Below are 24,681 nucleotides of genomic sequence, written 5' to 3'. Positions count from 1 at the left end.
CCGTCCCCGGCGGCCGGACGCCCCTCAGGCCGACGCGTCCCGCTGTCCCGGGTCGAGCGGTGGGGACGTCACCCCGCAGTGCACCTTGCACTCCGGGTGGCAGTCCGCCCCCGCCGGGGTCCGCATCGTCGTCCAGGCGAGCACCGCGCCCACCACCAGGATCCCCGCGCACATCGGCATCGCCCGCCGGAACGTCGACCCGAACTCCTCCGCCGAGAGATACGCCTCCGGGCCCATCCCGGCCAGCATCGGCAGCGCGGCCACCGCGAGCAGCCCGGCCGCCCGCGCCGCCGCGTTGTTGATGCCGCTGGCCAGGCCCGCCCGGGACACGTCCACCGAGGCGAGCACGGTCGCGGTCAGCGGCGCGACCAGGGCCGTCATCCCGAGCCCGAGCACCAGCAGGGCCGGCAGCACGTCCCGTACGTACGAGGCGTCCTCACCGACCCGCAGCATCAGGAGCATCCCCGCGGCGCACAGCAGCGGCCCCACCGTGAGCGGGATCCGGGGCCCGATCCGCTCCCCCAGCTCCCCGGACCTCGCCGACAGCAGCAGCATCAGGACGGTCGTGGGCAGCAGGGCCGTACCGGCACCGAGCGCCGAGTAGCCGGCCACCACCTGGAGCTGGAGGGCGGCCAGGAAGAAGAAACCGCCGAATGCGGCGTACACGCACAGCGTGACCAGGTTGACCGCCGTGAACATCCGGGACGCGAAGATCGACGCCGGCACCATCGCGCGCTCGCCCCGCCGCCGCTCCACCACCACGAACCAGGCGCCGCCGACGACCCCGGCCGCCCCGGCCCACCAGGCCTCGCCGATCAGCGCGTACGTCACGAGCGCGAGGGCCGCCGCGCCCAGGACCGCGCCGAGCACGTCGAAGCGTCCGTGCGCGGTCTCGTCCCGCGATTCGGGGACGTGCTTCAGCGCGACGGGGACGCAGAGGGCGGCGAGCGGCACGTTCAGCAGGAACACCCACCGCCAGCCCGGACCGTCCACCAGCCAGCCGCCCACGAACGGCCCGATCGCCGCCCCCACCCCGCCGAAGCCGGACCACAGCCCGACCGCCCTGGCCCGGTCGTCCTCGTGGAAGCTCGCCTGGATCAGCGCCAGGGACCCCGGGGTCAGCAGTGCCCCGCCCACGCCCTGGAGGGCGCGGGCGGCGATCAGCACCCCGGCGTTCGGGGCGAGGCCGCAGAGCAGCGAGGCGAGGGCGAACCACACCACACCGATCACGAAGATCCGACGCCGGCCGAACCGGTCGCCGAGCGATCCGCCGAGCAGGATCAGACCGGCCAGGGTGAGCATGTAGGCGTTGACCGTCCACTGGAGCACGGCCAGGTCGGCGCCCAGGTCCTCGCCGATGTGCGGCAGCGCCACGTTGACGACGGTGGAGTCGAGCAGCGCCATGCCGGAGCCGAGGACGGTCGTGAACACGATCCATCGCCCGGTCCTCGATGCCATCCGCACGTCCCGCACGCCCATGCCAGCCATGGTCCTCGCGGAGACGGCCCCCTGCACCCCGGTGCGAGCATCCGCCTCACGGAACGCCCGGGTCAGGCGGTACGCCACCGCCCGCCGCCCCGGGTCAGGCGGTACGCCACCCCCCGCCGCCCCGGGTCAGGCGGTACGCCACCGCCCACTGCCCCGGGTCAGGCGGTACGCCACCGCCCACTGCCCGGGTCAGGCGGTACGCAACCGCCCAGCCGCCCGGACCAGCGAGGCCACCCCCCGCTCGGCCTTCTCCCGCGGACAGCCCACGTTCAGCCGGACGAAGCCGGGCGTGCCGTACACCCCGCCCGGCATGATCGCGACCTTCTCGACGGTGATCAGCTCCTCCTGCAGCCGGGTCTCCTCGATGCCGAGGGGCCGCAGGTCGATCCAGGCGAGGTAGCCCGCCTGCGGGGGCGCCCAGCCGAGCTCGGGAAGGCCGGTCGCGAGGTGCTCCCGGAGCATGTCCATCGTGCCCGCCACGTACGCGCGCAGCTCGTCCAGCCAGGCCGCGCCGTGCCGGTAGGCGGCGATGTGGGCGGTCAGCGAGAGCACCGCGGGCGAGGCGAGCCCCTCGCCGGTCTCCATGCGCCGGACGAAGGTCTCGCGCTCGTCGGGGTCGCCGATGACCCCGTACGAGCCGGAGAGCGCGGGGAAATTGAAGGCCTTGGTGCCCGAGGTGATCAGTGCCCAGCGGTGGCCCCGGCCCCGCTCGGCGATCCGGGTCCACGGGATGTGGCGGTGGCCCTCGGTGGTCAGGTCCGCGTGGATCTCATCGCTGACGACGGCCGCTCCGTGGCGCTCGGCGAGCGTGGCGAACTCCCGGAGCTCGTCCTCCGTCCACACCCGGCCGGTCGGGTTGTGCGGGGAGCAGAGCAGCAGGACCTTGCCGTCCGGCCGGGCCAGCTCCCGTTCGAGGGCCTCGGTGTCGCCGACCGGGACACCGCGCAGCTCGCGCCCGAGCCCGGTGACGGCCTTGCGGAAGCCGTCGTACGTGGGGGTGTGGACGACGACGCCGTCGCCGGGTTCGGTCCACATCCGCAGGAGCTGGGAGAGCTGGTTGAGCACGGAGGGCGCGTACACCAGGGAGTCCGGGTCGATCTCGGCGTCGTACCGGGTGGTGTACCAGTGGCGTATCGCCTCGCGGAACTCGCCGAGCCGCCAGTCGGTGTAGCCGAAGACCCCGTGGTCGACGCGGTCCCGCAGGGCCGCGAGGACCTCCGGCGGGGAGGTGAAGTCCATGTCGGAGATGGTGAAGGGGAGCAGGTCGGGGACGCCGAAGCGGTCCGCGATCCCGTCCCACTGGACCGACCAGGTCCCGTTCCGGTCGGTCTGCCGGTCGAAGTCGTACATCAGGCCTCCCTCGCGGTACGCGAAGGGCCCGGCACCTCGGGAGGTACCGGGCCCTTCACTCACAGGCTTACTTCAGCTTGGTGCCGGTCGAGCGCAGCGCGGCGCACGCCTCGGTCACCCGGACGGCCATGCCGGCCTCGGCCAGCTTGCCCCAGGTGCGCGGGTCGTAGGTCGACTTGATGCCGACCTCGCCGTCGACCTTCAGGACGCCGTCGTAGTTCTTGAACATGTGGTTCGCCACCGGACGCGTGAAGGCGTACTGGGTGTCGGTGTCGAGGTTCATCTTCACGACGCCGTTCTCGAGCGCGGTGGCGATCTCCTCGGCCGTGGAGCCCGAGCCGCCGTGGAAGACGAAGTCGAACGGGGAGGCCTTGCCGTACTTCTCGGCGACACCGGCCTGGAGGTCCTTGAGGAGCTCCGGGCGGAGGACGACGTTGCCCGGCTTGTAGACGCCGTGCACGTTGCCGAAGGAGGCGGCGAGCAGGTAACGGCCCTTCTCGCCCAGGCCGAGGGCCTCGGCGGTGCGGAGCGCGTCGTCGACGGTGGTGTACAGCTCGTCGTTGATCTCGTGGCTGACGCCGTCCTCCTCGCCACCGGTCGGGGTGATCTCGACCTCAAGGATGATCTTGGCGGCGGCGGCCTTCGCGAGCAGCTCCTGGCCGATGGCCAGGTTGTCGGCGAGGGTCTCGGCGGAGCCGTCCCACATGTGCGACTGGAACAGCGGGTTACGACCGGCCTTGACGCGCTCGGCGGAGACGTCGAGCAGCGGACGGACGTAGCCGTCCAGCTTGTCCTTCGGGCAGTGGTCGGTGTGCAGCGCGACCGTGATGTCGTACTTCGCGGCGACGATGTGCGCGAACTCGGCCAGGGCAACGGCGCCCGTGACCATGTCCTTGTTGTACTGGCCGCCCAGGAACTCGGCTCCGCCGGTCGAGATCTGGATGATGCCGTCGCTCTCGGCCTCCGCGAAGCCGCGCAGGGCGGCGTGCAGGGTCTGGGACGAAGTCACGTTGATGGCCGGGTAGGCGAACTTGCCTGCCTTCGCCCGGTCGAGCATCTCGTTGTAGACCTCGGGGGTTGCGATGGGCATTCGTCCGCTCCTTGTGATGTGCGGGGTGTGTGCGTTGCTGTCCCTGACCTGGGGGCGACGTCATCGTCGACGCCCATCCTTCCAGACTCTTCCCCGGGCTCCCACGGGCCCGGCACACCAAGGGGCGGGGTGTTTCACGTGAAACACCCCGCCCCTTGAAAAAAGTGCAGGTCAGGACAGGTATCACCCGGGTCCGGGACCTAAGTCACGACTTCGCGGCGGTTACGCCAGGTCGAGATCGGCCAGCTGGTAGCCCGTGAGGTACGTCAGACCCGCCCCGGCGATGGCCTCGGCGGCGCCCCGGTCGACGATCGTGGCCACGGCGACGACCTCGCCGCCGGCTTCGCGGACGGCCTCGACGGCGGTCAGCGGCGAGCCGCCGGTGGTCGAGGTGTCCTCGACGACCAGGCAGCGACGGCCCTTGACGTCCGTGCCCTCGATACGGCGCTGCATGCCGTGCGCCTTCTGCGCCTTCCGTACGACGAAGGCGTCGAGGCGCTGTCCGCGCGCGGCGGAGGCGTGAAGCATCGAGGTCGCCACCGGGTCGGCGCCCAGGGTCAGACCGCCGACGCAGTCGAAGTCCAGGTCGGCCGTCAGGTCGAGCATGACCTGACCCACCAGCGGCGCGGCCTCGCCGTCCAGCGTGATCCGGCGCAGGTCGATGTAGTAGTCGGCTTCCAGACCCGAGGAGAGGGTCACCTTGCCGTGCACCACGGCCTTGTCCTTGATCTGCTGGAGCAGCTCAGCGCGTACGTCAGTCATGCTGAGCAGCTTAGAGCCGCCGCCAGGTCCAGACGCTCTCGACCTCCAGGGGGTCGATCGGGGTGACCAGACGGGGGTGGGTGTTGAGGCCGTTCGGCGGGCCGGACTGCGGCTCGACGCAGACGGCCTCCTCGGGCTCGTCGTAGATCACGACCCACTCGGCGCGGCTGGTGACCTTCAGCTCCAGCTCCTCCGGCCAGGTGAGGGTGACGTCGACGCCCTCGGGCATGCCGAAGCAGTCGTCCCAGGGACCGGGGGCGGGGTCGATACGGCGTCCGGTCGGGAGGTGGTTGTCGCCGCGCTCCTCCTGCCAGGCGGCGGTGAAGTCGAGCCGCACGTCCTGGCCGCCCCGGCCGAGGTTGCGCAGGAACCAGGGGTGCCAGCCGGCCTGGGCGGGGAAGGAGTCGTCGTAGGTCTCGACACCGAAGCGGAGGGTGAGGGCGTCCTCGGCCAGCTCGAAGACCTGGGTGACCGTGCCCTTGTAGGGCCACGGGTCACCGAGCTCGCAGGTGAAGACGGCCTCGGTCGCGGAGACCCGGGCGGTCTTCCAGGCGAGGTCGCGGACGGTGCCGTGGATGGCGTGCGGGGGTGCGTTGACCGGGAGCTGGTGGCTGGTGGGCCCGTTGCGGAAGCGGCCGTTCTCGGTCCGCCCGCACCAGGGAACCATCGGGAAGCTTCCGAAGCGCTCGCCCTGGCGCAGCACCTCGGTGCCGCCGATGCGAAGGCTCTCGATCCGGCAGCCGTTCTCGGGGCTGATGGTCAACTCGGCGTCGCCCGCCGTCAGTCGCGTCTGCATGCTCACGTCCCGACCCTAATCGTGTCAGCGGCGTCGGCGCAGTGCCCGGCCCACGACCACGGCGGAGGCGAGCGCGAGGGCCGCGGCCGGGGCGATCCAGCGCAGGGTGGCACCGGCGCTCGACGCCGCCGGCGCGGGAACGGGGGCGTACCGGCCGCGCGGCGGCGCGTGGTCGACCTCCTCGGCGCTCCGGCCGATCATGGTCCGGCGGGCGTGGGCGGCCTCGGCGGCGGGCTGCGGGGCGGGGAACTCGATGGGCGTGTCGCCGAATTCCTCGTCGAGGAGGGGGTCGAGGGAGGGCGGCGGGACCGGCGCGTCGAAGACGGGACTCCGGCGCGGCTCCTCGACACCGTCGTCGACACCGTCGTCGTCGGAGTCGGGCTCGACGATGTCATCGGCGACGTCATCGGCGGAAGCATCGGGGGTGACATCGGCGGCAGAATCGGCGGCATCGGCATCGGCATCCGTATCGGCGGTGGCCGCCCCTTCGGGCGTCTCCCCCGACCCGTCCGACGCCTCCGCCAGCGCCGCCAGTCCTTCCGCGAACTTGTCGAGCAGCCGGGCGCCCGCCGTGGCCCGGGCCTCGTCCGTCGCCTCGGCGAGCCGGCCGACCGTCGTCAGGCCGCCGGTGAAGTTCAGGCTGGTGCCCTCGGCCACCGGAGTGAGGACGACGGTGAGCGACAGCTCCGCCGTGCCCTTGCCCCGGGCCTCGGTCCCCCGGCCCTCGTAGGTGATGGCGCCGTCCCGCTCGACGACCTTCAGGGCGCCCCGGTAGGTGATGGTGTTGCCGCCGACCCGCACCTTGAGCCGGCCCGTGAGCGGGCCCGCCTCCGCGTCGGCGTCGCGCTGGAGACCGGGGACGCAGCGCACCACCCGGGCCGGGTCCGTGAGCGTCGTACGCAGAACCTCGGCCGGGACCGGGACGAACACCTCATGCTCCATGGAAGCCGAGCCTACTCAGGCGGGGGCGCGGCGTCGCCCGTTCGGCACGGAACCCGGCTGCCGCGCCGCCCCCGCTGTTGCCTCTTACCGTCGTCCTGCTGCCGAAACCTTCAGCCTCCGTACCTCGGGTGCACCAGCGTCGACGGGGGCGGTTCGGCGCCCCGGTGGCGCTCGGCGCGGCGCGCCGCCGCCTCCAGGGTGTCCTCGGCGAGCGAGCGCAGCCGGGGCACGTCGGGGGCGAGGCCGAGGACGGGTGGGCGGCTGCCCGGTACGGCCAGGAGGAAGCCCCAGTCGCCGGGCCCCCGCCCCGTACCGGCGGCCCTGTCGGCGCGGTCGGGTCCGGCGGCGAAGCCCGGGGGGCGGCCGCTCGCGCTGTAGGGGCGGGTCGCGAAGCCCGCCGCGCGCAGGGTGGCGTCCACGGTCCAGTAGGTGCGGGGCCGGTCGGTGACGGACCCCGCATGCACGGCGAACCGCCCGGCGGGCGTGAGGACCTGGGCCACGAGCCCGTAGAACTCCTGCGCGTACAGCTTGGTGCTGGGGGTGATTCCGGGGTCGGGCAGATCGGAGATCACCACGTCGTACCGTTCCTGCAGACGCTCGGTGGCGCCCCGGAGCCCCCGCAGCCAGCGGAAGGCGTCCGCGTGGACCACCCGGACGCGCGGGTCCCGGAACGCCTGCGCGTTGAGTGCGGCGAGGGCCGGGTCCGTCCGGGCGAGACGGACGACGCCCGGATCGAGTTCGACGACGGTGACGGAGCGGACCCCGGGGTAGCGCAGGGCTTCGCGGGCGGCCATGCCGTCGCCGCCGCCGACGATCAGCACGCGGGCGTGCGCGCCGTTCATCGCGGGGTGGACCAGCGCCTCGTGGTAGCGGTGCTCGTCCTCGCCGGCCACCCGGAGGCGACCGTCGAGGAACAGGTCGGGCGGGCCCTCCGGTCCCCCGGTCACGACGACCTCCTGGAGCTCGGTGTGGACGGCGACCCGCACCCGCTCCCCATACACCGCCCGGCGCGCGGCCTGTTCGAAGTCGTCGACGAGCACGGTCGCCGTGGCGAGGACGGCGAGGACCGCCACGTTCACCGCGACGAGCAGGGCCCGGGAGCGGGAGGTCAGGTCGCGGCGGAACACCCAGAGGACGAGGCCGCCGCCCGCCACGGTGTTGACCGCGCCGGTGACAAGGGCGCCGGTGAGCTGGCCGAGCCAGGGCAGCAGCAGGAAGGGAAAGGCGAGGCCGCCGACCAGCGCGCCGACGTAGTCGGCGGCGAAGAGGTCGGCGACCGTCCCGGCGGCGTCGTCCTGCTCCCCGAGCGAGGCCTTCCGCCCGGACCGGCCCGAGCGGTCGCCCCGCTGTATGAGCGACATCAGGAGCGGGATCTCCGCGCCGATGAGCACCCCGATGGCGAGGGAGAACGCCACGAGGACGTACCGCGATTCGCCGAACCAGGCGAAGGCCGCGTACAGCACCATCGCCGAGGTGCCGCCGACGAGCGCGAGTCCGGCCTCGACCAGGCCGAAGCCGACGGCGGCGCGGCAGCGCAGCGCCTTGGCGAGGAGCGAGCCCACCCCCATGGCGAAGACCATGACGGAGAGCACGACGGAGGCCTGGGTGACCGAGTCGCCGATCAAGTAGGAGGCGAGCGCGACCAGTTCGAGCTCGTAGACCAGGCCGCAGGCGGCGCAGACGAAGACCACCGCGAGGACCGGGAACCGCACCGTCCGGCGCGGCGGCTCGGGCCGCCGCGCGGGCGCCCGCCGCACCTCCTTGGGTGGCATGGTCACGGTCGGCTCGATCATGACCGTAACGCTACGTCACGACCAGGACACCCCCTGTCACTCACACGAGTGGATCTGGAGCTCCGGGAGGGCGTATGAGAGCGTTGCAGGCATACGTACGCCGAGACGGGTCCTGGTCACCACCAACTGCCCTTCCTGCGGGTAGGCGTGCCAGGTGCGCCAGCGCACCTGGCCCTCGTGGCGCTGCGCCAGCATGGCCGTGAAGGCGTGCGGGGAGCCGGGAAAGGTCCCCGCGAGGCCGTTGGGGTGGTCGGCGACGAGTGCCAGCAACTCCTGCGCGCGGCCCGCGAAGGAGCCGTGCGTGAGCGTTTCGACGCGGGCGGCGAATTCGTACTCCCATTCGCCGACGCGCTTGGAGACGCCGAGCGGCAGCGGCGTGCTGCTGCCGGGCATACAGGCGACGGTCTCCGAGCAGCTGCGGCCCTCCTCTTCCAGGAGCACCTGGTGGGAGGCGCCGAGCAGCCTCAACTGCAGCTTGGCGCCGGAGAGTTCGAGGTCGAGCACGGCGAGGGCGGGCAGCGGCTCGCGCCCGAGGGCCCAGGCCAGATCGGCCGCACGGGTATCGGTGTAGGAGGTTTTCAGGGTGGTGAGCATGGGTCGGCTCCGCAAACACGGTTTGACGGGTGGGCCGGGGGCGCCCCGGAGAAGGGTTCAACGGCAGTGGGGGATCGCCGGCTCGGGTCCACACACGGTCCGAGGGCTGTCTCTGTCAGGAGCGAGAGAACCACGGACGCCGGACGACTCGCAGCGTTTTTACCCAACTTGCTGTGTTTTCCAACCCCTTCGGGGACCCCACAGTTCAATTGTTCAATCAGAACTGATCGACATGTCGGCTCTGATTGCCCACGTCACGTGCCACGCGCCTGCGGAGCCTTCCGTCACTCGGGTGCTCAGCTGCCGCCTCCGCAGCCACCACCACCGCCGCCACCGCAGGAGCTGGAGGACCCGCCGCAGGAGCTGGAGCCGCCACCGCAGCTGCTCCCGCTGCCGCCGTCCGCCCAGGTGATGCTGCCGCTGTCCGTGCCCGCCCGCCGCCCGCGCGACCGCGACGTCGAGGCCCCCTTGCCGAGGCCGTTCCCCACGGCGAGGATCACCCCCGCGACGACCACGAATCCCAGGACGATGAAGAGGAAGATTTCCATCAGTACTACCCCCGTTCTCTTGTGCGAGGGAGATTCCCGCTACGGCGTCCCGTCAAAGCGCACTTGAGGAAGTCCAGAGCTTCGCCGCAGGATGGCCGTCATGACACGACCGCCGCTCAACCGCCGCCTCGCCGAGTTCGGGACGACGATCTTCGCCGAGATGTCCGCGCTCGCCGCCAGGACCGGGGCGATCAACCTCGGCCAGGGCTTCCCCGACACCGACGGCCCCGAGGAGATCCGGGAGGCGGCGGTCCGCGCGCTGCGGGACGGCCGCGGCAACCAGTACCCGCCCGGCCCCGGCGTCCCCGAGCTGCGCTCGGCGATCGCCGACCACCAGCGGGACCGGTACGGCCTCGCGTACGACCCGGACACGGAGGTGCTCGTCACCGCGGGCGCCACCGAGGCGATCGCGGCGGCGCTGCTCGCCCTCGTCGAACCGGGCGACGAGGTCATCGCCCTGGAGCCGTACTACGACTCGTACGCCGCCTGCGTCGCGATGGCCGGCGGCACCCGGGTCCCCGTCACCCTCCGCCCCCACGACGGGTCCTACGTCCTCGACCTCGACGAACTGCGGGCCGCCGTCACCGACCGGACCCGGCTGATCCTCCTCAACACCCCGCACAACCCCACCGGCACCGTCCTCACCCGGGCCGAGCTGACCGCCGTCGCCGAACTCGCGGTCGAGCGGGACCTGCTCGTCGTCACCGACGAGGTGTACGAGCACCTGGTCTTCGACGACGCCGAGCACCTGCCGATCGCGAGCCTGCCGGGGATGCGGGAGCGCACGGTCACCATCGGCTCGGCCGGCAAGACGTTCTCGTTCACCGGCTGGAAGGTCGGCTGGATCACCGCGAGCCCCGAGCTGACCTCCGCGGTCCGCTCGGCCAAGCAGTTCCTCACGTACGTGTCCTCCGGACCGTTCCAGTACGCGATCGCCGAGGCCCTGCGCCTCCCGGCCACGTACTTCGACACCCTCCGCGCGGAGCTCTCCGCCAAGCGGGACCTGCTGAGCGAGGGCCTCGCACAGGCCGGCTTCGCGGTCTACAAGCCGGCCGGCACCTATTTCGTCACCACCGACATCCGCCCCCTCGGCGCCGAGGACGGCTTCGCCTTCTGCCGCTCGCTGCCCGAGCGTGCCGGGGTCGTCGCCATCCCGAACGCCGTCTTCTACGACCACCGCGAGGCCGGCGCCCCCTTCGTCCGGTTCGCCTTCTGCAAGAAGACCGAGGTCCTGGAGGAGGCCGTCTCCCGGCTCAAGCGACTGGCCTGACGCCCGGCCGCACCACCGCGGACGACGAGAGCCCGGCCCCTCGGAAGGGGCCGGGCTCTCGTGGTGGTGCGGGGGAGGCTCAGGCCTCTTCGTCGCCCGCGGCCTTGTCCTCGGGGGACTCCAGGCCGAACTGCTCGACGATCCACTTGTCGAACTCGATGGAGGCGCGGACCCAGCTGACCGTGGAGGACACGAAGTGCTCCAGGGCGACGCCGGTGCCGATCAGCATCTGGGCCTCACCGATGAGGCGGAGGGTGGCGGAGCCGTCCTCCTCCTCGTGCAGGTGGGTGTACACCTTCGGCCACAGGGTGCGGCGGTTCCAGTCGTCGATCGCGTCGAGGATCTTGGCGCGGTCGTCGGCCGAGTGCGGGCGGTCGTAGAACGTCCGCACCGAGAAGACCTGCTGCTCGTCCTCGCCGCGGAACATGAAGTACGTGCGGAATTCCTCCCACGGCGCCGCGAGGTCACCCTCGTCGTCGATGACGTACTTCAGCTCCATCTGCTCGAGGAGCTGCTTGACGAGGTCCTGGTCGGGGACGACGGGGCCCGCCGGTCCTGCGGCCTGAGGCTGGGGCTGGCCCCCGAAATTCGGAATCGAGGACGGGTCGATGCTCACCGTGTATTTCCCTTCGTACGGATGCTCGCCATCCTCCCCCATGCCGGGCGGTCTGTGGCAAGCCCCGCCTCCCGCGATCCGCTGCGGGCTGACAAGATCTGGTCCTCATGGGGGAGAGAACAGGGAAGAAGACCGGACCGGTGAAGCCGCGCAGGTGGACCTGGGTCTGGGTCTCGGCGCTGGTGACCGTGTTCTGCGGCGGTCCGATGGCCCTGCTGGTCTGGGGCGCGATGGCCTGGGACGAGATCGGTGAATCGAAACCGGTCGACTGCGCCGAGGTGATGACCTTCGCGCGGGGAAGCCTCCCGGTGAGCGCCGAGGACGCCCGCTGCACGGCGGCCCACTGGCAGGACACGCAGGCCACCGCCGAGTTCCGGATCCCACGCTCCGAGGTCGGGGGGTGGCTGGAAGCGACCTATCCGACGGGGAAGCCCTCGTTCTCCTGCGAGCAGGACCGGTGCGTGGACGTGTCGTTCGACGAGATGCTGTACGTGCACGTCCGGGTCACGTACGAGGACGGGGACACCGCCCTCGTACGTGTGGAGGCCTTCGACAACTGAGCTACTGCGCCGCAACTGAGCTACTGCACCGCCCCGACGATCAGGCCGTCCTCGGGTGGGGTCTCCCCCAGCTCATCAAGAGCTTGGGGACGGTCCACGCGGACCGTGTCGCCGTCCTGGACCTCGCCCGCGAGGATCTCCTTGGCGAGCCGGTCGCCGATCGCCGTCTGGATGAGGCGGCGCAGCGGCCGCGCGCCGTACGCCGGGTCGTTGCCCTCCTCGGCGAGCCACTCCAGGGCCTCCGGGGTGACGTCCAGGGTGAGCCGCCGCTCGGCGAGCCGCTTGGCGAGACGGTCGATCTGGAGCCGGGCGATCCGGCCGAGCTCGGCCCGGTCGAGGGCGGAGAAGACCACCAGGTCGTCGAGCCGGTTGAGGAACTCCGGCTTGAAACTGGCCCTGACGACATCCAGGACCTGCTGCTTCTTCACGTCCGCGGGGGTCGTCGGGTCGACCAGGTACTGGCTGCCCAGGTTCGAGGTGAGGATCAGGATGGTGTTGCGGAAGTCCACCGTCCGGCCCTGGCCGTCGGTGAGACGGCCGTCGTCCAGGACCTGGAGCAGGATGTCGAAGACCTCCGGGTGGGCCTTCTCCACCTCGTCGAGCAGCACCACGCTGTACGGGCGGCGGCGGACCGCCTCCGTGAGCTGGCCGCCCTCCTCGTACCCGACGTAGCCGGGAGGCGCGCCGACCAGGCGGGCGACGCTGTGCTTCTCGCCGTACTCCGACATGTCGATGCGGATCATGGCCCGCTCGTCGTCGAAGAGGAAGTCCGCGAGCGCCTTCGCCAGCTCGGTCTTGCCGACACCGGTCGGACCGAGGAAGAGGAAGGAGCCGGTGGGACGGTCGGGGTCCGCGATGCCCGCGCGGGTGCGCCGCACGGCGTCGGAGACCGCCTGCACGGCCTCGGACTGGCCGATCAGCCGCTTGCCGAGCTCGTCCTCCATGCGGAGCAGCTTCTGGGTCTCGCCCTCCAGGAGGCGGCCGGCGGGGATGCCGGTCCAGGCGCCGACCACGTCCGCGATGTCGTCGGGGCCGACCTCCTCCTTGACCATGGTGTTCTTGCTGGACTCCTGCTGGGCCTCCGCCTCGCTCGCCTCCTCCAGCTCCCGCTCCAGGGCCGGGATCTCCCCGTAGAGCAGCTTGGAGGCGGTGTCGAAGTCGCCGTCGCGCTGGGCGCGCTCGGCGCGGCCGCGGGTCTCGTCGAGGCGTTCCTTCAGCTCGCCGACCCGGTTGAGGGACTGCTTCTCCTTCTCCCAGCGGGCGGTCAGGCCGCGCAGCTCCTCCTCGCGGTCGGCGAGGTCGCGCCGCAGCTTCTCCAGACGCTGCCTGCTCGCCGGGTCCGTCTCGTTCTTGAGGGCCAGCTCCTCCATGCGGAGCCGGTCCACGGAGCGCTGGAGCTCGTCGATCTCGACGGGCGAGGAGTCGATCTCCATCCGGAGCCGGGAGGCCGCCTCGTCGACGAGGTCGATGGCCTTGTCGGGGAGGAAGCGGGAGGTGATGTACCGGTCGGAGAGGGTCGCGGCGGCCACCAGGGCGGAGTCGTTGATCTGCACCTTGTGGTGGGCCTCGTACCGGCCCTTGAGGCCGCGGAGGATCGCGATGGTGTCCTCGACCGTGGGCTCGGCGACCAGGACCTGCTGGAAGCGGCGCTCCAGGGCGGGGTCCTTCTCGATCCGCTCGCGGTACTCGTCGAGGGTGGTCGCACCGACCATGCGGAGCTCGCCGCGGGCCAGCATGGGCTTGAGCATGTTGCCCGCGTCCATGGCGGAGTCGCCGCCGGCGCCCGCGCCGACGACCGTGTGCAGCTCGTCGATGAAGGTGATGATCTGGCCGTCGCTCGCCTTGATCTCGGAGAGCACGGTCTTCAGCCGCTCCTCGAACTCGCCGCGGTACTTCGCGCCGGCGACCATCGCGCCGAGGTCGAGCGAGACCAGCCGCTTGTTCTTCAGCGACTCGGGTACGTCGCCCTTCACGATCCGCTGGGCGAGGCCCTCGACGACGGCGGTCTTGCCGACGCCGGGCTCACCGATGAGGACCGGGTTGTTCTTGGTGCGGCGGGACAGCACCTGGACGACGCGCCGGATCTCGTGGTCCCGGCCGATGACCGGGTCGAGCTTGCCCTCGCGCGCGGCGGCGGTGAAGTCCGTGCCGAACTTCTCCAGTGCCTTGTACTGACCCTCCGGGTCGGGTGTGGTCACCCGGCGTCCTCCCCTGCTCTTCTCGAAGGCGTCGAGCAGCTTCGATGCGCTCGCGCCCTGCTCGCCGAGGATCTCACCGACCCGGCCGCCCTTGGCGGCGAGCGCGATGAGGAGGTGCTCGGTGGACAGGTAGTCGTCGCCGAGCTCCTTGGCCCGCCGGTCGGCGTCGGCGATCACCGCGAGGAAGTCGCGGGTGGGCTGCGGGGGCGCGACCGTGGACCCGGTGACGCTCGGCAGGGCGGCGAGCAGTCGCTCCGCACCCGCGCGTACGGCGGCCTGGTCGGCCTCGACGGCGGCGAGCAGGTCGGTGATGTTCTCGTTGTCCTGACCGGTCAGCAGCGCGAGCAGCAGATGGGCGGGGGTCAGGTCGGCGTGCCCGTCGGACACGGCGCGGCTGCTGGCCGCGTTGATCGCGTCCCGGCTCCGGTTGGTCAGTTCGGCGTCCACGTGCGGTGCTCCTCCTGGGGTGTACGGGTCCGGGTGTACGGGTCCTCTCCCTTTATGACTCATCCAGGGTACACAAAGTTGAGTCGAATGCGCTCAAGGTGTCGGAGGGGGCTCTTCCCCGGGTACGTTCCGTGCATGGCGACCGACCCGAGGAACCCCTCCGACTCGTACCTCAGCTTCTGGCGCGAGTACCACATGTGCACCCTGACCACCCCGCGCCCGGACGGCACCCCGCACGTCGTGGCGGTGGGCGTCACCTACGACCCCGAGGGCGGATACGCGCGGGTCATCACCAACAAGCACAGCCGGAAGGTCGCCAACGTCCTGGCGGCGGGCGTGGACGGCGCGCGGGTCGCGGTCTGCCAGGTCGACAAGGGGCGCTGGGCCACCCTGGAGGGCGTCGCGCACATCCGTACGGAGGCGGAGGTCGTCGCGGACGCGGTGGGGCGCTACGCGGAGCGCTACGGGCGCACGCCGGCGGAGAACCCGGACCGGGTGGTCATCGAGATCGCCCTGACGCGCGCGATGGGCCGGGCCTGAGCAACGCGAGCGCCCTCACGCGCGCGAGGGGCCGGGCCCGAACACACCCGAGCGCCCGCACGCGAGGGGGGCGCGTGCGGGCGCAGCACAACGGCGCCATCGCGTTTCAGGTCCGCGATGGCGCCGCTGTGTGGGGGAAGTGCCGGAGCGATCTACAACGACGGGGGAATCGCTCAGGCACTGCGGGGGGTGGCGGTGATGGTCTCGGGCTCGATCAGCTGGTGGTCCCGCTGGTCGAGATTGACGAAGATCATGCCGTACCGGATGGCACAGCGGATGGGCTGTGGGGCGCCGCGGGGACGGCGGAGGCAGCGGTACGCGCGGACGTCCTCGTCCTGCTCCCGTGCCACCACGATCGGCTCTCCGAAGAGGGTGATCTTCAGCGCGTCGCCACGGTGGGGGATTGCCGTGGCGAGGTCGACGAAGTGCCACCCGGACCGGTAGGCCGAAGCCATCTCCCGGCGGAACCTGGGGTCGTCCGGCGGCACGGTCACGCGCCCGCGCCCTTGGGAGCGATCTCCCAGGACGGCTCGCCGGGAGTGGCGAGCGCGACGTCCCTGGGAGCGCTCTCCCACGAAGGCTCGTCGGGTCCCGCCACCACGTCGTGCGCCGGAGCGATCTCCCACGAGGGCTCGCCCGGCCCTGCCACGGAATGCGCCGGGGTGCTCTCCCACGAGGGCTCGCCGACGGCGAGTGCGCCGAGAGCAGCCGCCGCAACGGCTATGGCGCTAAGTGCACGAACCATCCTGGTCATGGCCGATCTCCACCTCTTTTGATCACTACCTCCCCCCCGCGAGTAAGACGATGGCTCACTCCCGACCCTTTCCACCAGCCAACCCGGGCATCATGTTCCTGTAATTCATGACCCTGAGGGGGGTGCAAATGAGGCGAGAATGCGACGAGTCCGGTCATAAGCACAGTCACGGTGAACTATGCGACGTGGGCAAGGAGCTCTATGCGAGTGCTCTCCGCACCGGCCGCATAGCCCGCGCGGACGCCGAAGCAGCCCCCTGCCTGAGGGAACTCTCCCTCCTGCACCCGGACCCGGACGACAGCCAGTGCCTGCGTCCCGTGCCGCCGTCGATCGCCCTCAACCAGCTCGTGCACCCCATCGAGCTGGAGATACAGGTCCGGCGGCAGCACGCACTGGCCCTCGCGGACGTTTTCGAGCCGTTCATGGCGATCCACACGCAGGATCCTTCCGGCGCCCAGGCGATCACGGTCCTCGAAGGCCTCAGCGTCATCAACGCCGCCCTCGACCGCGCCATCAACGAGTGCACCGAGGAACTCCTCACCATCCAGCCCGGCAGCGGCCGCCGCCCCGAGACCCTCGAAGCGGCCCTGCGCCGCATGGAACCGCTGCTCGACCGCGGTGTCCGGATGCGGACGCTCTACCAGCACACGGCACGGCACCACCCCGCGACCCTCGCCTACGTCGAACGCGTCGCGCCCTACGGGCTCGACCTGCGCACCCTCGAGGAGATCGTCGACCGGCTGATCATCGTCGACCGCAAGGTCGCCTTCGTGCCCGCGCGCAGCGACCGCCAGGTCGCCCTCGAACTCCGCCACGAAGGCCTCGTCCAGTACCTCGTCGGCGTCTTCGACCAGTTCTGGCTGCACGGCGTGCCGTGGGAGGACGAGATCCCGTACAGCCCCTCCGTGGACGGCATAGGCGGCGTCCAGCGCTCGATCGCCAAACTCCTCGTCGAGGGCCATGTCGACGAGGCCATCGCCCGCCGGCTCGGCATGAACGTCCGCACCTGCCGCGCCCACATCGCCAAACTCGCCGCCGCCCTCGGCAGCGGCAGCCGGGCCCAGCTCGGCTACTTGATCGCGCAGTCGGGCATCCTCGAACAGGACAACTGACCAGCGTCGAACGGGACAACCGACCACCGTGTACGTACAGATCGACCTCGACGGACCCGCCGGCACCCTCCGCGTCTCCGGGCACGAGCTGCCCACCGTGGAGCTCGTACGGGCCCCCGGGGCCCGCCCCGACACCCACACCCCGATCGGGACCCGCAAGCCCGCCCTGCTCGCCCTGACGGTGGCCGGGGAGGCCGCCGTCATCACGCCCGCCAAGGGGCGGCTGCTGCGCCGCTCCTACCGTGTGGACGCCCGTGTCGACGGCGTGCGTTACCGGCTCGTCCCCAGCTCGCACGTGGACAGCCGGCTCACCCGGAACGGGAAGGCGCTCGGCACCCTGGAGTCCGCGGGGGACGGCAGGGTCGACGCCGACTGGGACCCGGCCGCCACCCCCACCCCGCTCGACCACGCCGTCGGCACCGCCCTCGCCGCCGCGTTCGGCACGGGCGCGGCGCCCTGGTGGGAGACGCTCGGCGACATCGTGGCGGAGCTCATCCCGTAGACCCGGGTACGGAAGAGCCCCCCTCCACCAACCATGGAGGGGGCCTCTTCCGTACGGGAACTACTCGCCGCGCTTCGGGCGCCAGACCACCAGCGCACTCGCCTGCTGCACATCCTGGTACGGCACCAGATCACGCCGGTACGAGGCGTGCACCTGGGCCTCGCGCTGCCGCATCGCCGCCGCCGCGCCGTCGACGGCCGCCGACAGCTCCGCGATCCTGCTCTGCAGCGCCGCGACCTGGTTCTCCAGCTCGATGATGCGCTTGATCCCGGCCAGGTTGATGCCCTCGTCCTGCGACAGCTGCTGCACCTGACGGAGCAGCTCGATGTCACGGGCCGAGTAGCGCCGGCCACGACCCGCCGTACGGTCCGGGGAGACCAGACCGAGACGGTCGTACTGACGGAGGGTCTGCGGGTGCAGACCGGAGAGCTGGGCCGCCACCGAGATGACGTACACCGGCGACTCGTCGGTCAGTTCGTACGGATTGCGTCGGCGCCCGTCCACCGGGTCACGCTCCCTTCGCGGCCTGGAACAGCTCCGCCCGCGGATCCTCGGAGGCGGTCGCCTCGCGATAGGTCTGCAGGGCGTCACGTGCCTTGTCGTCCAGCTCCTTCGGCACCGCGACCTCGACCGTCACGAGCAGGTCGCCGCGCGTGCCGTCCTTGCGGACCGCGCCCTTGCCCCGGGCGCGCATGGTCCGGCCGTTCGGAGTGCCCGCGGGCAGCTTGAGGGTGACCGGGGGGCCGCCGAGGGTCGGCACCTTGATCTCGCCGCCGAGCGCCGCCTCCGTGAAGGAGACCGGCACCGTGACGGTGAGGTTGTCGTCCTTGCGGCCGAAGACCGGGTGGGTGTCGACGTGCACCACGACGTACAGATCGCCGTTCTGCCCGCCGCGCTCCCCCGGTGCTCCCTTGCCGCGCAGCCGGATCTTCTGGTTGTCGGAGACACCCGCCGGAATGCGGACCTGCATGGTGCGGGAGGACTTGGCCCGGCCGCTGCCCTTGCAGACCTCGCAGGGGTTCTCGGCGATCAGGCCGCGGCCCTTGCAGTCCACGCACGGGTCGGTGAGCGAGAAGCCGCCGCCGCTGCCGCGCGAGACCTGTCCGGTGCCGACGCAGGTCGGGCACACCCGGGGGGTGCCGTTCCTGTCGCCGGTGCCCGAACACGCCGTGCACGGCTGCTGGCTGGACATCCGCAGCGGTACGGTCGCGCCCTCGATGGCCTCGGTGAAGCTGAGCGTCACCTCGGACTCGATGTCCTGACCGCGCCGCGGCTGGGTACGGGTACCCGCACCCCCGCCGCGGTTGAACAGGCCGCCGAAGACGTCCCCGATGCCGCCACCGCCGCCGAAGCCGCCGCCCGCGCCGCCCTGGGTGCCGCCGAAGAGGTCACCCAGATCGAAGTTGAACGAGCCGCCGCCGGGGCCTCCGGGTGACCGGAAGCCGCCGTTCCCGAAGAGGGCGCGGGCCTCGTCGTACTCCTTGCGCTTCTTGGGGTCGCCGAGGATGTCGTTCGCCTCGGAGATCTCCTTGAAGCGCTCCTCGGCCTTGACGTCGTTCTTGTTGGCGTCCGGGTGGTTCTCGCGGGCGAGCTTCCGGTACGCCTTCTTGATCTCGGCCTCGGTGGCGTCCTTGGGGACGCCGAGAACCTTGTAGTAGTCCTTCTCGACGAAGTCCTTCGTGCTCATCGACGTCCCTCCTTCCGGACTGCTCCGGGGTATGTCACCGCTGCCTGGCCGGTCGCGCTACCCCTCCTCGGGGGCACCGCTCTCCTCGTCAGTGGACGACTTCGCGTCGTCCTTGGCCGGAGCCGCGCCCGGCTGGGGCTCGGCGACGGCCACACGGGCGGGCCGGATGGTCCGCTCGCCGATCCGGTACCCCGGCTGCAGGATCGCCACGCACGTCGTCTCGGTGACGTCCGGCGCGTACGAGTGCATCAGGGCCTCGTGGATCGTCGGGTCGAAGGGCTCGCCCTCCTTGCCGAACTGCTGCAGACCCATCTTGGCGACGACGGTCTCCAGCGATTCGGCCACCGACTTGAACCCGCCCACGAGCTCGCCGTGGTCCCGGGCCCGGCCGACGTCGTCGAGCACCGGAAGCAGATCGGTCAGGAGGCTCGCGACGGCGATCTCCTTGACCGTGACCCGGTCCCGCTCCACGCGGCGGCGGTAGTTCTGGTACTCGGCCTGGAGCCGCTGGAGGTCCGCGGTGCGCTCCTCGAGCGCCTTGCGGGCCTGGTCCAGCTGCGCCAGCAGAGCTACGTCAGTAGCGTCCCCGGCCGGGGCCGCCCCCTCCGCCTTGTCGGCGGAGGCAGCGGCATCGGTCTCCTCGGGCGTGCCGTCGGCGGGGACTTCGGGCTTCTCCTCGAAGCCCGGGGTCTCCTCCGACATCAGGCAGCGCCGCCCTTCGGCTTGTCCTCGTCGACGATCTCGGCGTCGACGACGTCGTCGTCCGCCTGGGCCTGCTGGCCGGCGCCGGCGTCGCCGCCCGCGGCCTGCGCGCCCTGGGCGTCGGCGTACAGCGCCTGGCCGAGCTTCTGGGAGACGGCCGCGACCTTCTCGGTGGCGGTGCGGATCTCCGCGGTGTCCTCGCCCTTGAGCTTCTCCTTCAGCTCGACGAGAGACTCCTCGACCTCGGCCTTGACGTCACCGGGGACCTTGTCCTCGTTGTCCTTGAGGAACTTCTCCGTCTGGTAGACGAGCTGCTCGCCCTGGTTGCGGGACTCGGCGGCCTCGCGGCGACGGTGGTCCTCGTCCGCGTACTGCTCGGCCTCCTGGCGCATCCGGTCGACCTCGTCCTTCGGCAGCGAGGAGCCGCCGGTGACGGTCATCTTCTGCTCCTTGCCCGTGCCGAGGTCCTTCGCGGTCACGTGCATGATGCCGTTGGCGTCGATGTCGAAGGCGACCTCGATCTGCGGGACACCACGCGGGGCCGGCGGCAGACCAGTCAGCTCGAACATGCCGAGCTTCTTGTTGTACGCCGCGATCTCGCGCTCGCCCTGGTAGACCTGGATCTGCACGGACGGCTGGTTGTCCTCGGCCGTCGTGAAGATCTCGGACCGCTTGGTCGGGATCGTGGTGTTGCGCTCGATGAGCTTGGTCATGATGCCGCCCTTGGTCTCGATACCGAGGGACAGCGGGGTCACGTCGAGGAGCAGGACGTCCTTGACCTCACCCTTGAGGACACCGGCCTGGAGCGCGGCGCCGATGGCGACGACCTCGTCCGGGTTGACGCCCTTGTTGGCGTCCTGACCGCCGGTCAGCTCCTTGACGAGCTCGGCGACGGCCGGCATACGGGTCGAACCACCGACGAGAACGACGTGGTCGATCTCGGAGAGGTTGATGCCCGCGTCCTTGATGACGTTGTGGAACGGCACCTTGCAGCGGTCGAGCAGGTCCGAGGTCAGCTGCTGGAACTGGGCTCGGGTGAGCTTCTCGTCCAGGTGCAGCGGGCCCTCGGCAGAGGCCGTGATGTACGGCAGGTTGATGGAGGTCTCGGTCGAGGACGAGAGCTCGATCTTCGCCTTCTCCGCGGCCTCGCGGAGACGCTGGAGAGCCATCTTGTCCTTGGCCAGGTCCACACCGTGGCCGTTCTGGAACTGCGTCACCAGGTAGTCGACGACGCGCTGGTCCCAGTCGTCACCACCGAGGTGGTTGTCACCGTTGGTGGCCTTCACCTCGACGACGCCGTCGCCGATCTCCAGGAGGGACACGTCGAAGGTGCCGCCACCGAGGTCGAAGACGAGGATCGTCTGGTCGTCCTTGTCGAGGCCGTACGCGAGAGCGGCCGCGGTCGGCTCGTTGACGATGCGCAGGACGTTGAGGCCCGCGATCTCACCGGCCTCCTTGGTGGCCTGGCGCTCGGAGTCGTTGAAGTACGCCGGGACGGTGATGACCGCGTCGACGACCTTCTCGCCCAGGTAGGCCTCGGCGTCGCGCTTCAGCTTCTGCAGGATGAAGGCGCTCATCTGCTGCGGGTTGAAGTTCTTGCCGTCGATCTCGATCTTCCAGTCGGTGCCCATGTGGCGCTTGACCGACCGGATGGTCCTGTCGACGTTGGTGACGGCCTGACGCTTGGCCACCTCGCCGACGAGCACCTCGCCGTTCTTCGCGAAGGCGACGACGGACGGCGTGGTCCTGGCGCCCTCGGCGTTGGTGATGACGGTGGGCTCGCCGCCTTCCAGAACGCTGACGACGGAGTTAGTCGTGCCCAGGTCGATGCCGACCGCACGTGCCATTTCGATTCCTCCAGCTGACGTACTTGAGTGGATCTGGCTCAAGGATGCATGACGACGCGGACTGCGTCAACAGACCTGAGTGGAGGGGGCTCAACTCTTCGCCGCCCGAACCACTCACAGCGCGCCGTTCCCCCGTTTGACCGGTTTCGCATGAAAGGGTCCGGACATATCCCAGGATCCCAGGATTACCGCCGAAGGGTATGAGCACATGACGGCGAAGCGCGCGGTCGACATGGCGGCCGGACTCCTTCTGCTCCTCGCGCTGTCGCCCCTGATCGCGGGCACCGCCCTGTCCATCGCCCTCAGCGGCAGCGGCGCGGTGCTGCGCCGCCGCACGGTGGCAGGCTTGGAGGGAGAACCCTTCACGATGCTGACCTTCCGTACGAAGAGTCCGCTGGCCGCGCTGCCGCTCCTCGTGCATGTCGTCGGCGGCCGGATGTCGCTGGTGGGGCCATGCCCGCTGACCCCCGGCCACCGCGAGTGCGCGGGCGAGGGACGCCGTCGGCTCTCCGTACGCCCCGGGCTCACCGGCCCGTGGCAGATCAGCGGACGCTCGGACCTCCCGTGGGAGGAGCGTGAGCTGCTCGACCTCCACTATGTGGACCACCACTGGCTGGGGATGGATCTGACGATCCTGGCGCGTACGCTTCCAGCAGTCCGCAGGCGTCGCGCGGCAAGGTTTGCCTGAGCGACACAGATCACCGCGAGCGCCGCTACAGCACGGGGCCCCGAACGGGTAATCTCAGCACGGACTCCATAAGTTACCGCTTAGTAGCCGCTTAGTAGGCCCGCCCGAGGAGCCCCTCATGCAACTCGCCGCGATCATCGTGTCGATCGCCATCACGGTGGTGGCCGTCGCGCTGTTCGGTCGTGCCACCGTGCAGATCTACCGGTTCGTGCGCCTCGGGCAGCCCGTGCCCGCCGGCACCCGCACCGGTGACCCCACCCAGCGCACCGTGACCCTGGTCAAGGAATTCCTCGGCCACACCCGGATGAACCGCTGGGGCATCGTCGGCTTCGCGCACTGGTTCGTGGCGGTGGGCTTCTTCTCGCTGCTCCTGACGATCGTCAACGCCTTCGGCCAGCTCTTCCAGGCCGACTGGCTGATCCCGATCATCGGCGACTGGCTGCCGTACGAGATCTTCACCGAGTTCCTCGGCCTGATGACGGTCCTGGGCATCGTGACCCTCATCGTGATCCGGCAGCTCAGCAAGCCGACCAGGGCGGGCCGCAAGTCCCGCTTCGCGGGCTCCAAGACCGGCCAGGCGTACTTCGTCGAGGCCGTCATCCTGATCGTCGGCCTCTGCATCATGACGCTGCGGGCCCTCGAAGGCGTCCAGCACCACGTCACCGGCTGGGAGCCGGGCTTCTTCGCCTCGTACCCGCTGATCGCGCTGCTCGACGGCCTGGACCTGAGCACGATCCAGCACCTGACCTACTTCGTCGCGGCGCTCAAGATCGTCACGTCCTTCACCTGGATGATCACGGTCTCGCTCAACACGAACATGGGCGTCGCCTGGCACCGCTTCCTCGGCTTCCCGAACATCTGGTTCAAGCGGAACGCCGACGGCTCCACCGCGCTCGGCGCGCTCCAGCCGATGACGACCGCGGGCAAGGAGATCGACTGGGAGGACCCGGCCGAGGACGCCGTCTTCGGTGTCTCCCAGGTCGAGCAGTTCTCCTGGAAGGGCATCCTCGACTTCTCGACCTGCACCGAGTGCGGCCGCTGCCAGTCGCAGTGCCCCGCCTGGAACACCGGCAAGCCCCTCTCCCCCAAGCTCCTCATCATGTCGCTGCGCGACCACGCGCACGCCAAGGCGCCGTACCTGCTCGCGGGTGGCGGCAAGGACATGGAGGGCAACGAGAAGGCCACCGAGGAGCAGCTCAAGGACGTCCCCGCGTCGGCCCTCGCCGAGGCCGAGCGCCCCCTCATCGGCACCGCCGAGGAGAACGGCGTCATCGACCCCGACGTCCTGTGGTCCTGCACCACCTGCGGCGCCTGCGTCGAGCAGTGCCCGGTCGACATCGAGCACATCGACCACATCGTCGACATGCGCCGCTACCAGGTGATGATCGAGTCCGCCTTCCCCTCGGAGGCCGGCACGATGCTGAAGAACCTGGAGAAGAAGGGCAACCCCTGGGGCCTGGCGAAGAAGCAGCGCGTCGAGTGGACCAAGGAGGTCGACTTCGAGGTCCCGATCGTCGGCAAGGACGTCGAGGACCTCACCGAGGTCGACTACCTCTACTGGGTCGGCTGCGCCGGCGCCCTGGAGGACCGCGCCAAGAAGACCACGAAGGCCTTCGCGGAACTCCTCCACATGGCGGGCGTCAAGTTCGCGATCATGGGCGGCGAGGAGAAGTGCACGGGTGACTCGCCCCGCCGCCTGGGCAACGAGCCGCTGTTCCAGCAGCTCGGCGCCGAGAACGTCGCGATGCTGAACATGGCGTTCGGCGAGGACGACGAGGACGAGTCGACGAAGAAGCCGAAGTCGGCCAAGAAGATCGTCGCGACCTGCCCGCACTGCTTCAACACCATCGCGAACGAGTACCCCCAGCTGGGCGGCGAGTTCGAGGTCATCCACCACACGCAGCTGCTCCAGCACCTCATCGACGAGGGCAAGCTGGTCCCGGTGACCCCCGTCGACGGTCTGATCACGTACCACGACCCGTGCTACCTGGGCCGTCACAACAAGGTCTACACGCCGCCGCGCGAGATCATGTCCGCCGTCCCCGGCCTGCGCCAGCAGGAGATGCACCGCCACAAGGAGCGCGGCTTCTGCTGCGGCGCCGGTGGTGCCCGGATGTGGATGGAGGAGCGGATCGGCAAGCGCATCAACAACGAGCGCGTCGAGGAGGCCCTGTCCCTCAACCCGGACATCGTCTCCACCGCCTGCCCGTTCTGCCTGGTCATGCTGACCGACTCGGTCAACGGCAAGAAGAACGAGGGCAAGGCCAAGGAGTCCGTCACGGTCGTGGACGTGGCCCAGCTGCTCCTCGACTCGGTGAAGACCCCGGTGGACCCGGAGCCGGAACCGGCCGAGGAGCCGGAGCCGGAACCGGCTGCCTGAGGCTGATGTGAAAGG

General features: G+C 70.6%; 24 protein-coding genes. 7 read left to right on the top strand and 17 right to left on the bottom strand.

Annotation, left to right across the window (positions count from 1 at the left end; genetic code table 11):
- Window positions 1-24: 24 nt before the first annotated feature.
- The 9 genes from N5875_RS20720 to N5875_RS20680 all read right to left on the bottom strand — a co-directional run bounded on the left by N5875_RS20720 (window position 25) and on the right by N5875_RS20680 (window position 9,363).
- Window positions 25-1,479 carry an MFS transporter gene (locus N5875_RS20720; RefSeq protein WP_338495353.1) on the bottom strand — a complete coding sequence of 485 codons (1,455 nt, stop codon included), beginning with the start codon at window positions 1,477-1,479 and terminating at the stop codon, window positions 25-27.
- Between the two features lie 198 nt (window positions 1,480-1,677).
- Window positions 1,678-2,838, bottom strand: a complete 1,161-nt coding sequence (locus N5875_RS20715; RefSeq protein WP_338495351.1) for a MalY/PatB family protein — start codon at window positions 2,836-2,838, stop codon at window positions 1,678-1,680.
- 67 nt (window positions 2,839-2,905) lie between these two features.
- The gene (fbaA, locus tag N5875_RS20710; RefSeq protein ID WP_318208078.1) at window positions 2,906-3,928 is read right to left on the bottom strand and encodes a class II fructose-bisphosphate aldolase; all 1,023 of its coding nucleotides are present in this window, start codon (window positions 3,926-3,928) and stop codon (window positions 2,906-2,908) included.
- Between the two features lie 222 nt (window positions 3,929-4,150).
- Window positions 4,151-4,690 carry an orotate phosphoribosyltransferase gene (gene pyrE / locus N5875_RS20705; RefSeq protein WP_318208079.1) on the bottom strand — a complete coding sequence of 180 codons (540 nt, stop codon included), beginning with the start codon at window positions 4,688-4,690 and terminating at the stop codon, window positions 4,151-4,153.
- 10 nt (window positions 4,691-4,700) lie between these two features.
- Window positions 4,701-5,486, bottom strand: coding sequence for an aldose 1-epimerase (locus N5875_RS20700; protein WP_338499220.1), 786 nt, complete (start codon window positions 5,484-5,486; stop codon window positions 4,701-4,703).
- Window positions 5,487-5,510: 24 nt separating this feature from the next.
- Window positions 5,511-6,428: an SRPBCC family protein gene (locus N5875_RS20695; protein ID WP_318208080.1), complete on the bottom strand. Its 918-nt coding sequence runs from the start codon at window positions 6,426-6,428 to the stop codon at window positions 5,511-5,513.
- A gap of 110 nt (window positions 6,429-6,538) precedes the next feature.
- Window positions 6,539-8,221, bottom strand: a complete 1,683-nt coding sequence (locus tag N5875_RS20690) for a polyamine aminopropyltransferase (protein ID WP_338495349.1) — start codon at window positions 8,219-8,221, stop codon at window positions 6,539-6,541.
- A gap of 36 nt (window positions 8,222-8,257) precedes the next feature.
- A complete protein-coding gene (locus N5875_RS20685; protein WP_318208082.1) occupies window positions 8,258-8,815 on the bottom strand; it encodes a DUF2617 family protein in 558 nt (185 codons plus the stop codon).
- A gap of 296 nt (window positions 8,816-9,111) precedes the next feature.
- Complete coding sequence (locus N5875_RS20680) at window positions 9,112-9,363, bottom strand: hypothetical protein (RefSeq protein WP_318208083.1); 252 nt, start codon at window positions 9,361-9,363, stop codon at window positions 9,112-9,114.
- 100 nt (window positions 9,364-9,463) lie between these two features.
- On the opposite strand from N5875_RS20680, the gene N5875_RS20675 reads away from it, so the two are divergent.
- Entirely contained in the window at window positions 9,464-10,633 is a 1,170-nt protein-coding gene (locus N5875_RS20675; protein WP_318208084.1) for a pyridoxal phosphate-dependent aminotransferase, read from the top strand.
- A gap of 79 nt (window positions 10,634-10,712) precedes the next feature.
- Here N5875_RS20675 and N5875_RS20670 read toward each other — a convergent pair whose 3' ends face one another.
- The gene (locus N5875_RS20670; RefSeq protein WP_030323595.1) at window positions 10,713-11,249 is read right to left on the bottom strand and encodes a YbjN domain-containing protein; all 537 of its coding nucleotides are present in this window, start codon (window positions 11,247-11,249) and stop codon (window positions 10,713-10,715) included.
- A 140-nt stretch (window positions 11,250-11,389) separates the two neighbouring features.
- On the opposite strand from N5875_RS20670, the gene N5875_RS20665 reads away from it, so the two are divergent.
- Entirely contained in the window at window positions 11,390-11,809 is a 420-nt protein-coding gene (locus tag N5875_RS20665; RefSeq protein ID WP_318208085.1) for a hypothetical protein, read from the top strand.
- Window positions 11,810-11,829: 20 nt separating this feature from the next.
- Here the strand turns inward: N5875_RS20665 and clpB are convergent, their stop codons facing one another.
- The gene (clpB, locus tag N5875_RS20660; RefSeq protein ID WP_338495346.1) at window positions 11,830-14,454 is read right to left on the bottom strand and encodes an ATP-dependent chaperone ClpB; all 2,625 of its coding nucleotides are present in this window, start codon (window positions 14,452-14,454) and stop codon (window positions 11,830-11,832) included.
- A 135-nt stretch (window positions 14,455-14,589) separates the two neighbouring features.
- Here clpB and N5875_RS20655 point away from each other — a divergent pair, with 135 nt between their 5' ends.
- Entirely contained in the window at window positions 14,590-14,994 is a 405-nt protein-coding gene (locus tag N5875_RS20655) for a TIGR03618 family F420-dependent PPOX class oxidoreductase (protein ID WP_318208087.1), read from the top strand.
- Between the two features lie 173 nt (window positions 14,995-15,167).
- On the opposite strand, the gene N5875_RS20650 is transcribed toward N5875_RS20655, so the two are convergent.
- Complete coding sequence (locus tag N5875_RS20650) at window positions 15,168-15,488, bottom strand: hypothetical protein (protein WP_030323603.1); 321 nt, start codon at window positions 15,486-15,488, stop codon at window positions 15,168-15,170.
- Window positions 15,485-15,748 (bottom strand): hypothetical protein, encoded by a 264-nt coding sequence (locus N5875_RS20645; RefSeq protein WP_318208088.1) that lies wholly within the window; start codon window positions 15,746-15,748, stop codon window positions 15,485-15,487. The genes N5875_RS20650 and N5875_RS20645 overlap by 4 nt, the downstream gene beginning before the upstream one ends.
- 107 nt (window positions 15,749-15,855) lie before the next feature.
- Here N5875_RS20645 and N5875_RS20640 point away from each other — a divergent pair, with 107 nt between their 5' ends.
- Together N5875_RS20640 and N5875_RS20635 are read left to right on the top strand one after the other, a co-directional pair.
- A complete protein-coding gene (locus N5875_RS20640) occupies window positions 15,856-16,860 on the top strand; it encodes a helix-turn-helix transcriptional regulator (protein WP_318208089.1) in 1,005 nt (334 codons plus the stop codon).
- Window positions 16,861-16,888: 28 nt separating this feature from the next.
- A complete protein-coding gene (locus N5875_RS20635) occupies window positions 16,889-17,362 on the top strand; it encodes a hypothetical protein (protein ID WP_318208090.1) in 474 nt (157 codons plus the stop codon).
- 60 nt (window positions 17,363-17,422) lie between these two features.
- On the opposite strand, the gene N5875_RS20630 is transcribed toward N5875_RS20635, so the two are convergent.
- Genes N5875_RS20630 through dnaK form a run of 4 tightly spaced genes read right to left on the bottom strand, consistent with a single transcriptional unit; the run spans window position 17,423 to window position 21,598 of the window.
- Window positions 17,423-17,866 (bottom strand): helix-turn-helix domain-containing protein, encoded by a 444-nt coding sequence (locus tag N5875_RS20630; protein WP_015034631.1) that lies wholly within the window; start codon window positions 17,864-17,866, stop codon window positions 17,423-17,425.
- Between the two features lie 4 nt (window positions 17,867-17,870).
- Entirely contained in the window at window positions 17,871-19,049 is a 1,179-nt protein-coding gene (dnaJ, locus tag N5875_RS20625) for a molecular chaperone DnaJ (RefSeq protein ID WP_318208091.1), read from the bottom strand.
- A 57-nt stretch (window positions 19,050-19,106) separates the two neighbouring features.
- On the bottom strand, window positions 19,107-19,751 hold the full coding sequence (grpE, locus tag N5875_RS20620) for a nucleotide exchange factor GrpE (protein WP_318208092.1): 645 nt from the start codon (window positions 19,749-19,751) through the stop codon (window positions 19,107-19,109).
- Window positions 19,751-21,598, bottom strand: a complete 1,848-nt coding sequence (dnaK, locus tag N5875_RS20615; protein WP_187621800.1) for a molecular chaperone DnaK — start codon at window positions 21,596-21,598, stop codon at window positions 19,751-19,753. Before dnaK ends, grpE begins: the two co-directional genes overlap by 1 nt.
- Before the next feature lie 208 nt (window positions 21,599-21,806).
- Here dnaK and N5875_RS20610 point away from each other — a divergent pair, with 208 nt between their 5' ends.
- Window positions 21,807-22,286 (top strand): sugar transferase, encoded by a 480-nt coding sequence (locus tag N5875_RS20610; RefSeq protein WP_318208093.1) that lies wholly within the window; start codon window positions 21,807-21,809, stop codon window positions 22,284-22,286.
- Between the two features lie 118 nt (window positions 22,287-22,404).
- Complete coding sequence (locus N5875_RS20605; protein ID WP_338495340.1) at window positions 22,405-24,666, top strand: (Fe-S)-binding protein; 2,262 nt, start codon at window positions 22,405-22,407, stop codon at window positions 24,664-24,666.
- Window positions 24,667-24,681: the final 15 nt, after the last annotated feature.

This window comes from Streptomyces sp. SJL17-4 (assembly GCF_036826855.1).
GTDB lineage: Bacteria > Actinomycetota > Actinomycetes > Streptomycetales > Streptomycetaceae > Streptomyces.
This window is presented reverse-complemented; position numbering and strand designations above follow the sequence as displayed.

Excerpts from the sequence above, each read along its gene's own strand:
- N5875_RS20720 (WP_338495353.1), bottom strand. The coding sequence starts at position 1,479 with ATGGGCGTGCGGGACGTGCGGATGGCATCGAGGACCGGGCGATGGATC.
- N5875_RS20715 (WP_338495351.1), bottom strand. The coding sequence starts at position 2,838 with ATGTACGACTTCGACCGGCAGACCGACCGGAACGGGACCTGGTCGGTC.
- fbaA (WP_318208078.1), bottom strand. The coding sequence starts at position 3,928 with ATGCCCATCGCAACCCCCGAGGTCTACAACGAGATGCTCGACCGGGCG.
- pyrE (WP_318208079.1), bottom strand. The coding sequence starts at position 4,690 with ATGACTGACGTACGCGCTGAGCTGCTCCAGCAGATCAAGGACAAGGCC.
- N5875_RS20700 (WP_338499220.1), bottom strand. The coding sequence starts at position 5,486 with ATGCAGACGCGACTGACGGCGGGCGACGCCGAGTTGACCATCAGCCCC.
- N5875_RS20695 (WP_318208080.1), bottom strand. The coding sequence starts at position 6,428 with ATGGAGCATGAGGTGTTCGTCCCGGTCCCGGCCGAGGTTCTGCGTACG.
- N5875_RS20690 (WP_338495349.1), bottom strand. The coding sequence starts at position 8,221 with ATGATCGAGCCGACCGTGACCATGCCACCCAAGGAGGTGCGGCGGGCG.
- N5875_RS20685 (WP_318208082.1), bottom strand. The coding sequence starts at position 8,815 with ATGCTCACCACCCTGAAAACCTCCTACACCGATACCCGTGCGGCCGAT.
- N5875_RS20680 (WP_318208083.1), bottom strand. The coding sequence starts at position 9,363 with ATGGAAATCTTCCTCTTCATCGTCCTGGGATTCGTGGTCGTCGCGGGG.
- N5875_RS20675 (WP_318208084.1), top strand. The coding sequence starts at position 9,464 with ATGACACGACCGCCGCTCAACCGCCGCCTCGCCGAGTTCGGGACGACG.
- N5875_RS20655 (WP_318208087.1), top strand. The coding sequence starts at position 14,590 with ATGGCGACCGACCCGAGGAACCCCTCCGACTCGTACCTCAGCTTCTGG.
- N5875_RS20645 (WP_318208088.1), bottom strand. The coding sequence starts at position 15,748 with ATGACCAGGATGGTTCGTGCACTTAGCGCCATAGCCGTTGCGGCGGCT.
- N5875_RS20640 (WP_318208089.1), top strand. The coding sequence starts at position 15,856 with ATGACCCTGAGGGGGGTGCAAATGAGGCGAGAATGCGACGAGTCCGGT.
- dnaJ (WP_318208091.1), bottom strand. The coding sequence starts at position 19,049 with ATGAGCACGAAGGACTTCGTCGAGAAGGACTACTACAAGGTTCTCGGC.
- grpE (WP_318208092.1), bottom strand. The coding sequence starts at position 19,751 with ATGTCGGAGGAGACCCCGGGCTTCGAGGAGAAGCCCGAAGTCCCCGCC.
- dnaK (WP_187621800.1), bottom strand. The coding sequence starts at position 21,598 with ATGGCACGTGCGGTCGGCATCGACCTGGGCACGACTAACTCCGTCGTC.
- N5875_RS20610 (WP_318208093.1), top strand. The coding sequence starts at position 21,807 with ATGACGGCGAAGCGCGCGGTCGACATGGCGGCCGGACTCCTTCTGCTC.
- N5875_RS20605 (WP_338495340.1), top strand. The coding sequence starts at position 22,405 with ATGCAACTCGCCGCGATCATCGTGTCGATCGCCATCACGGTGGTGGCC.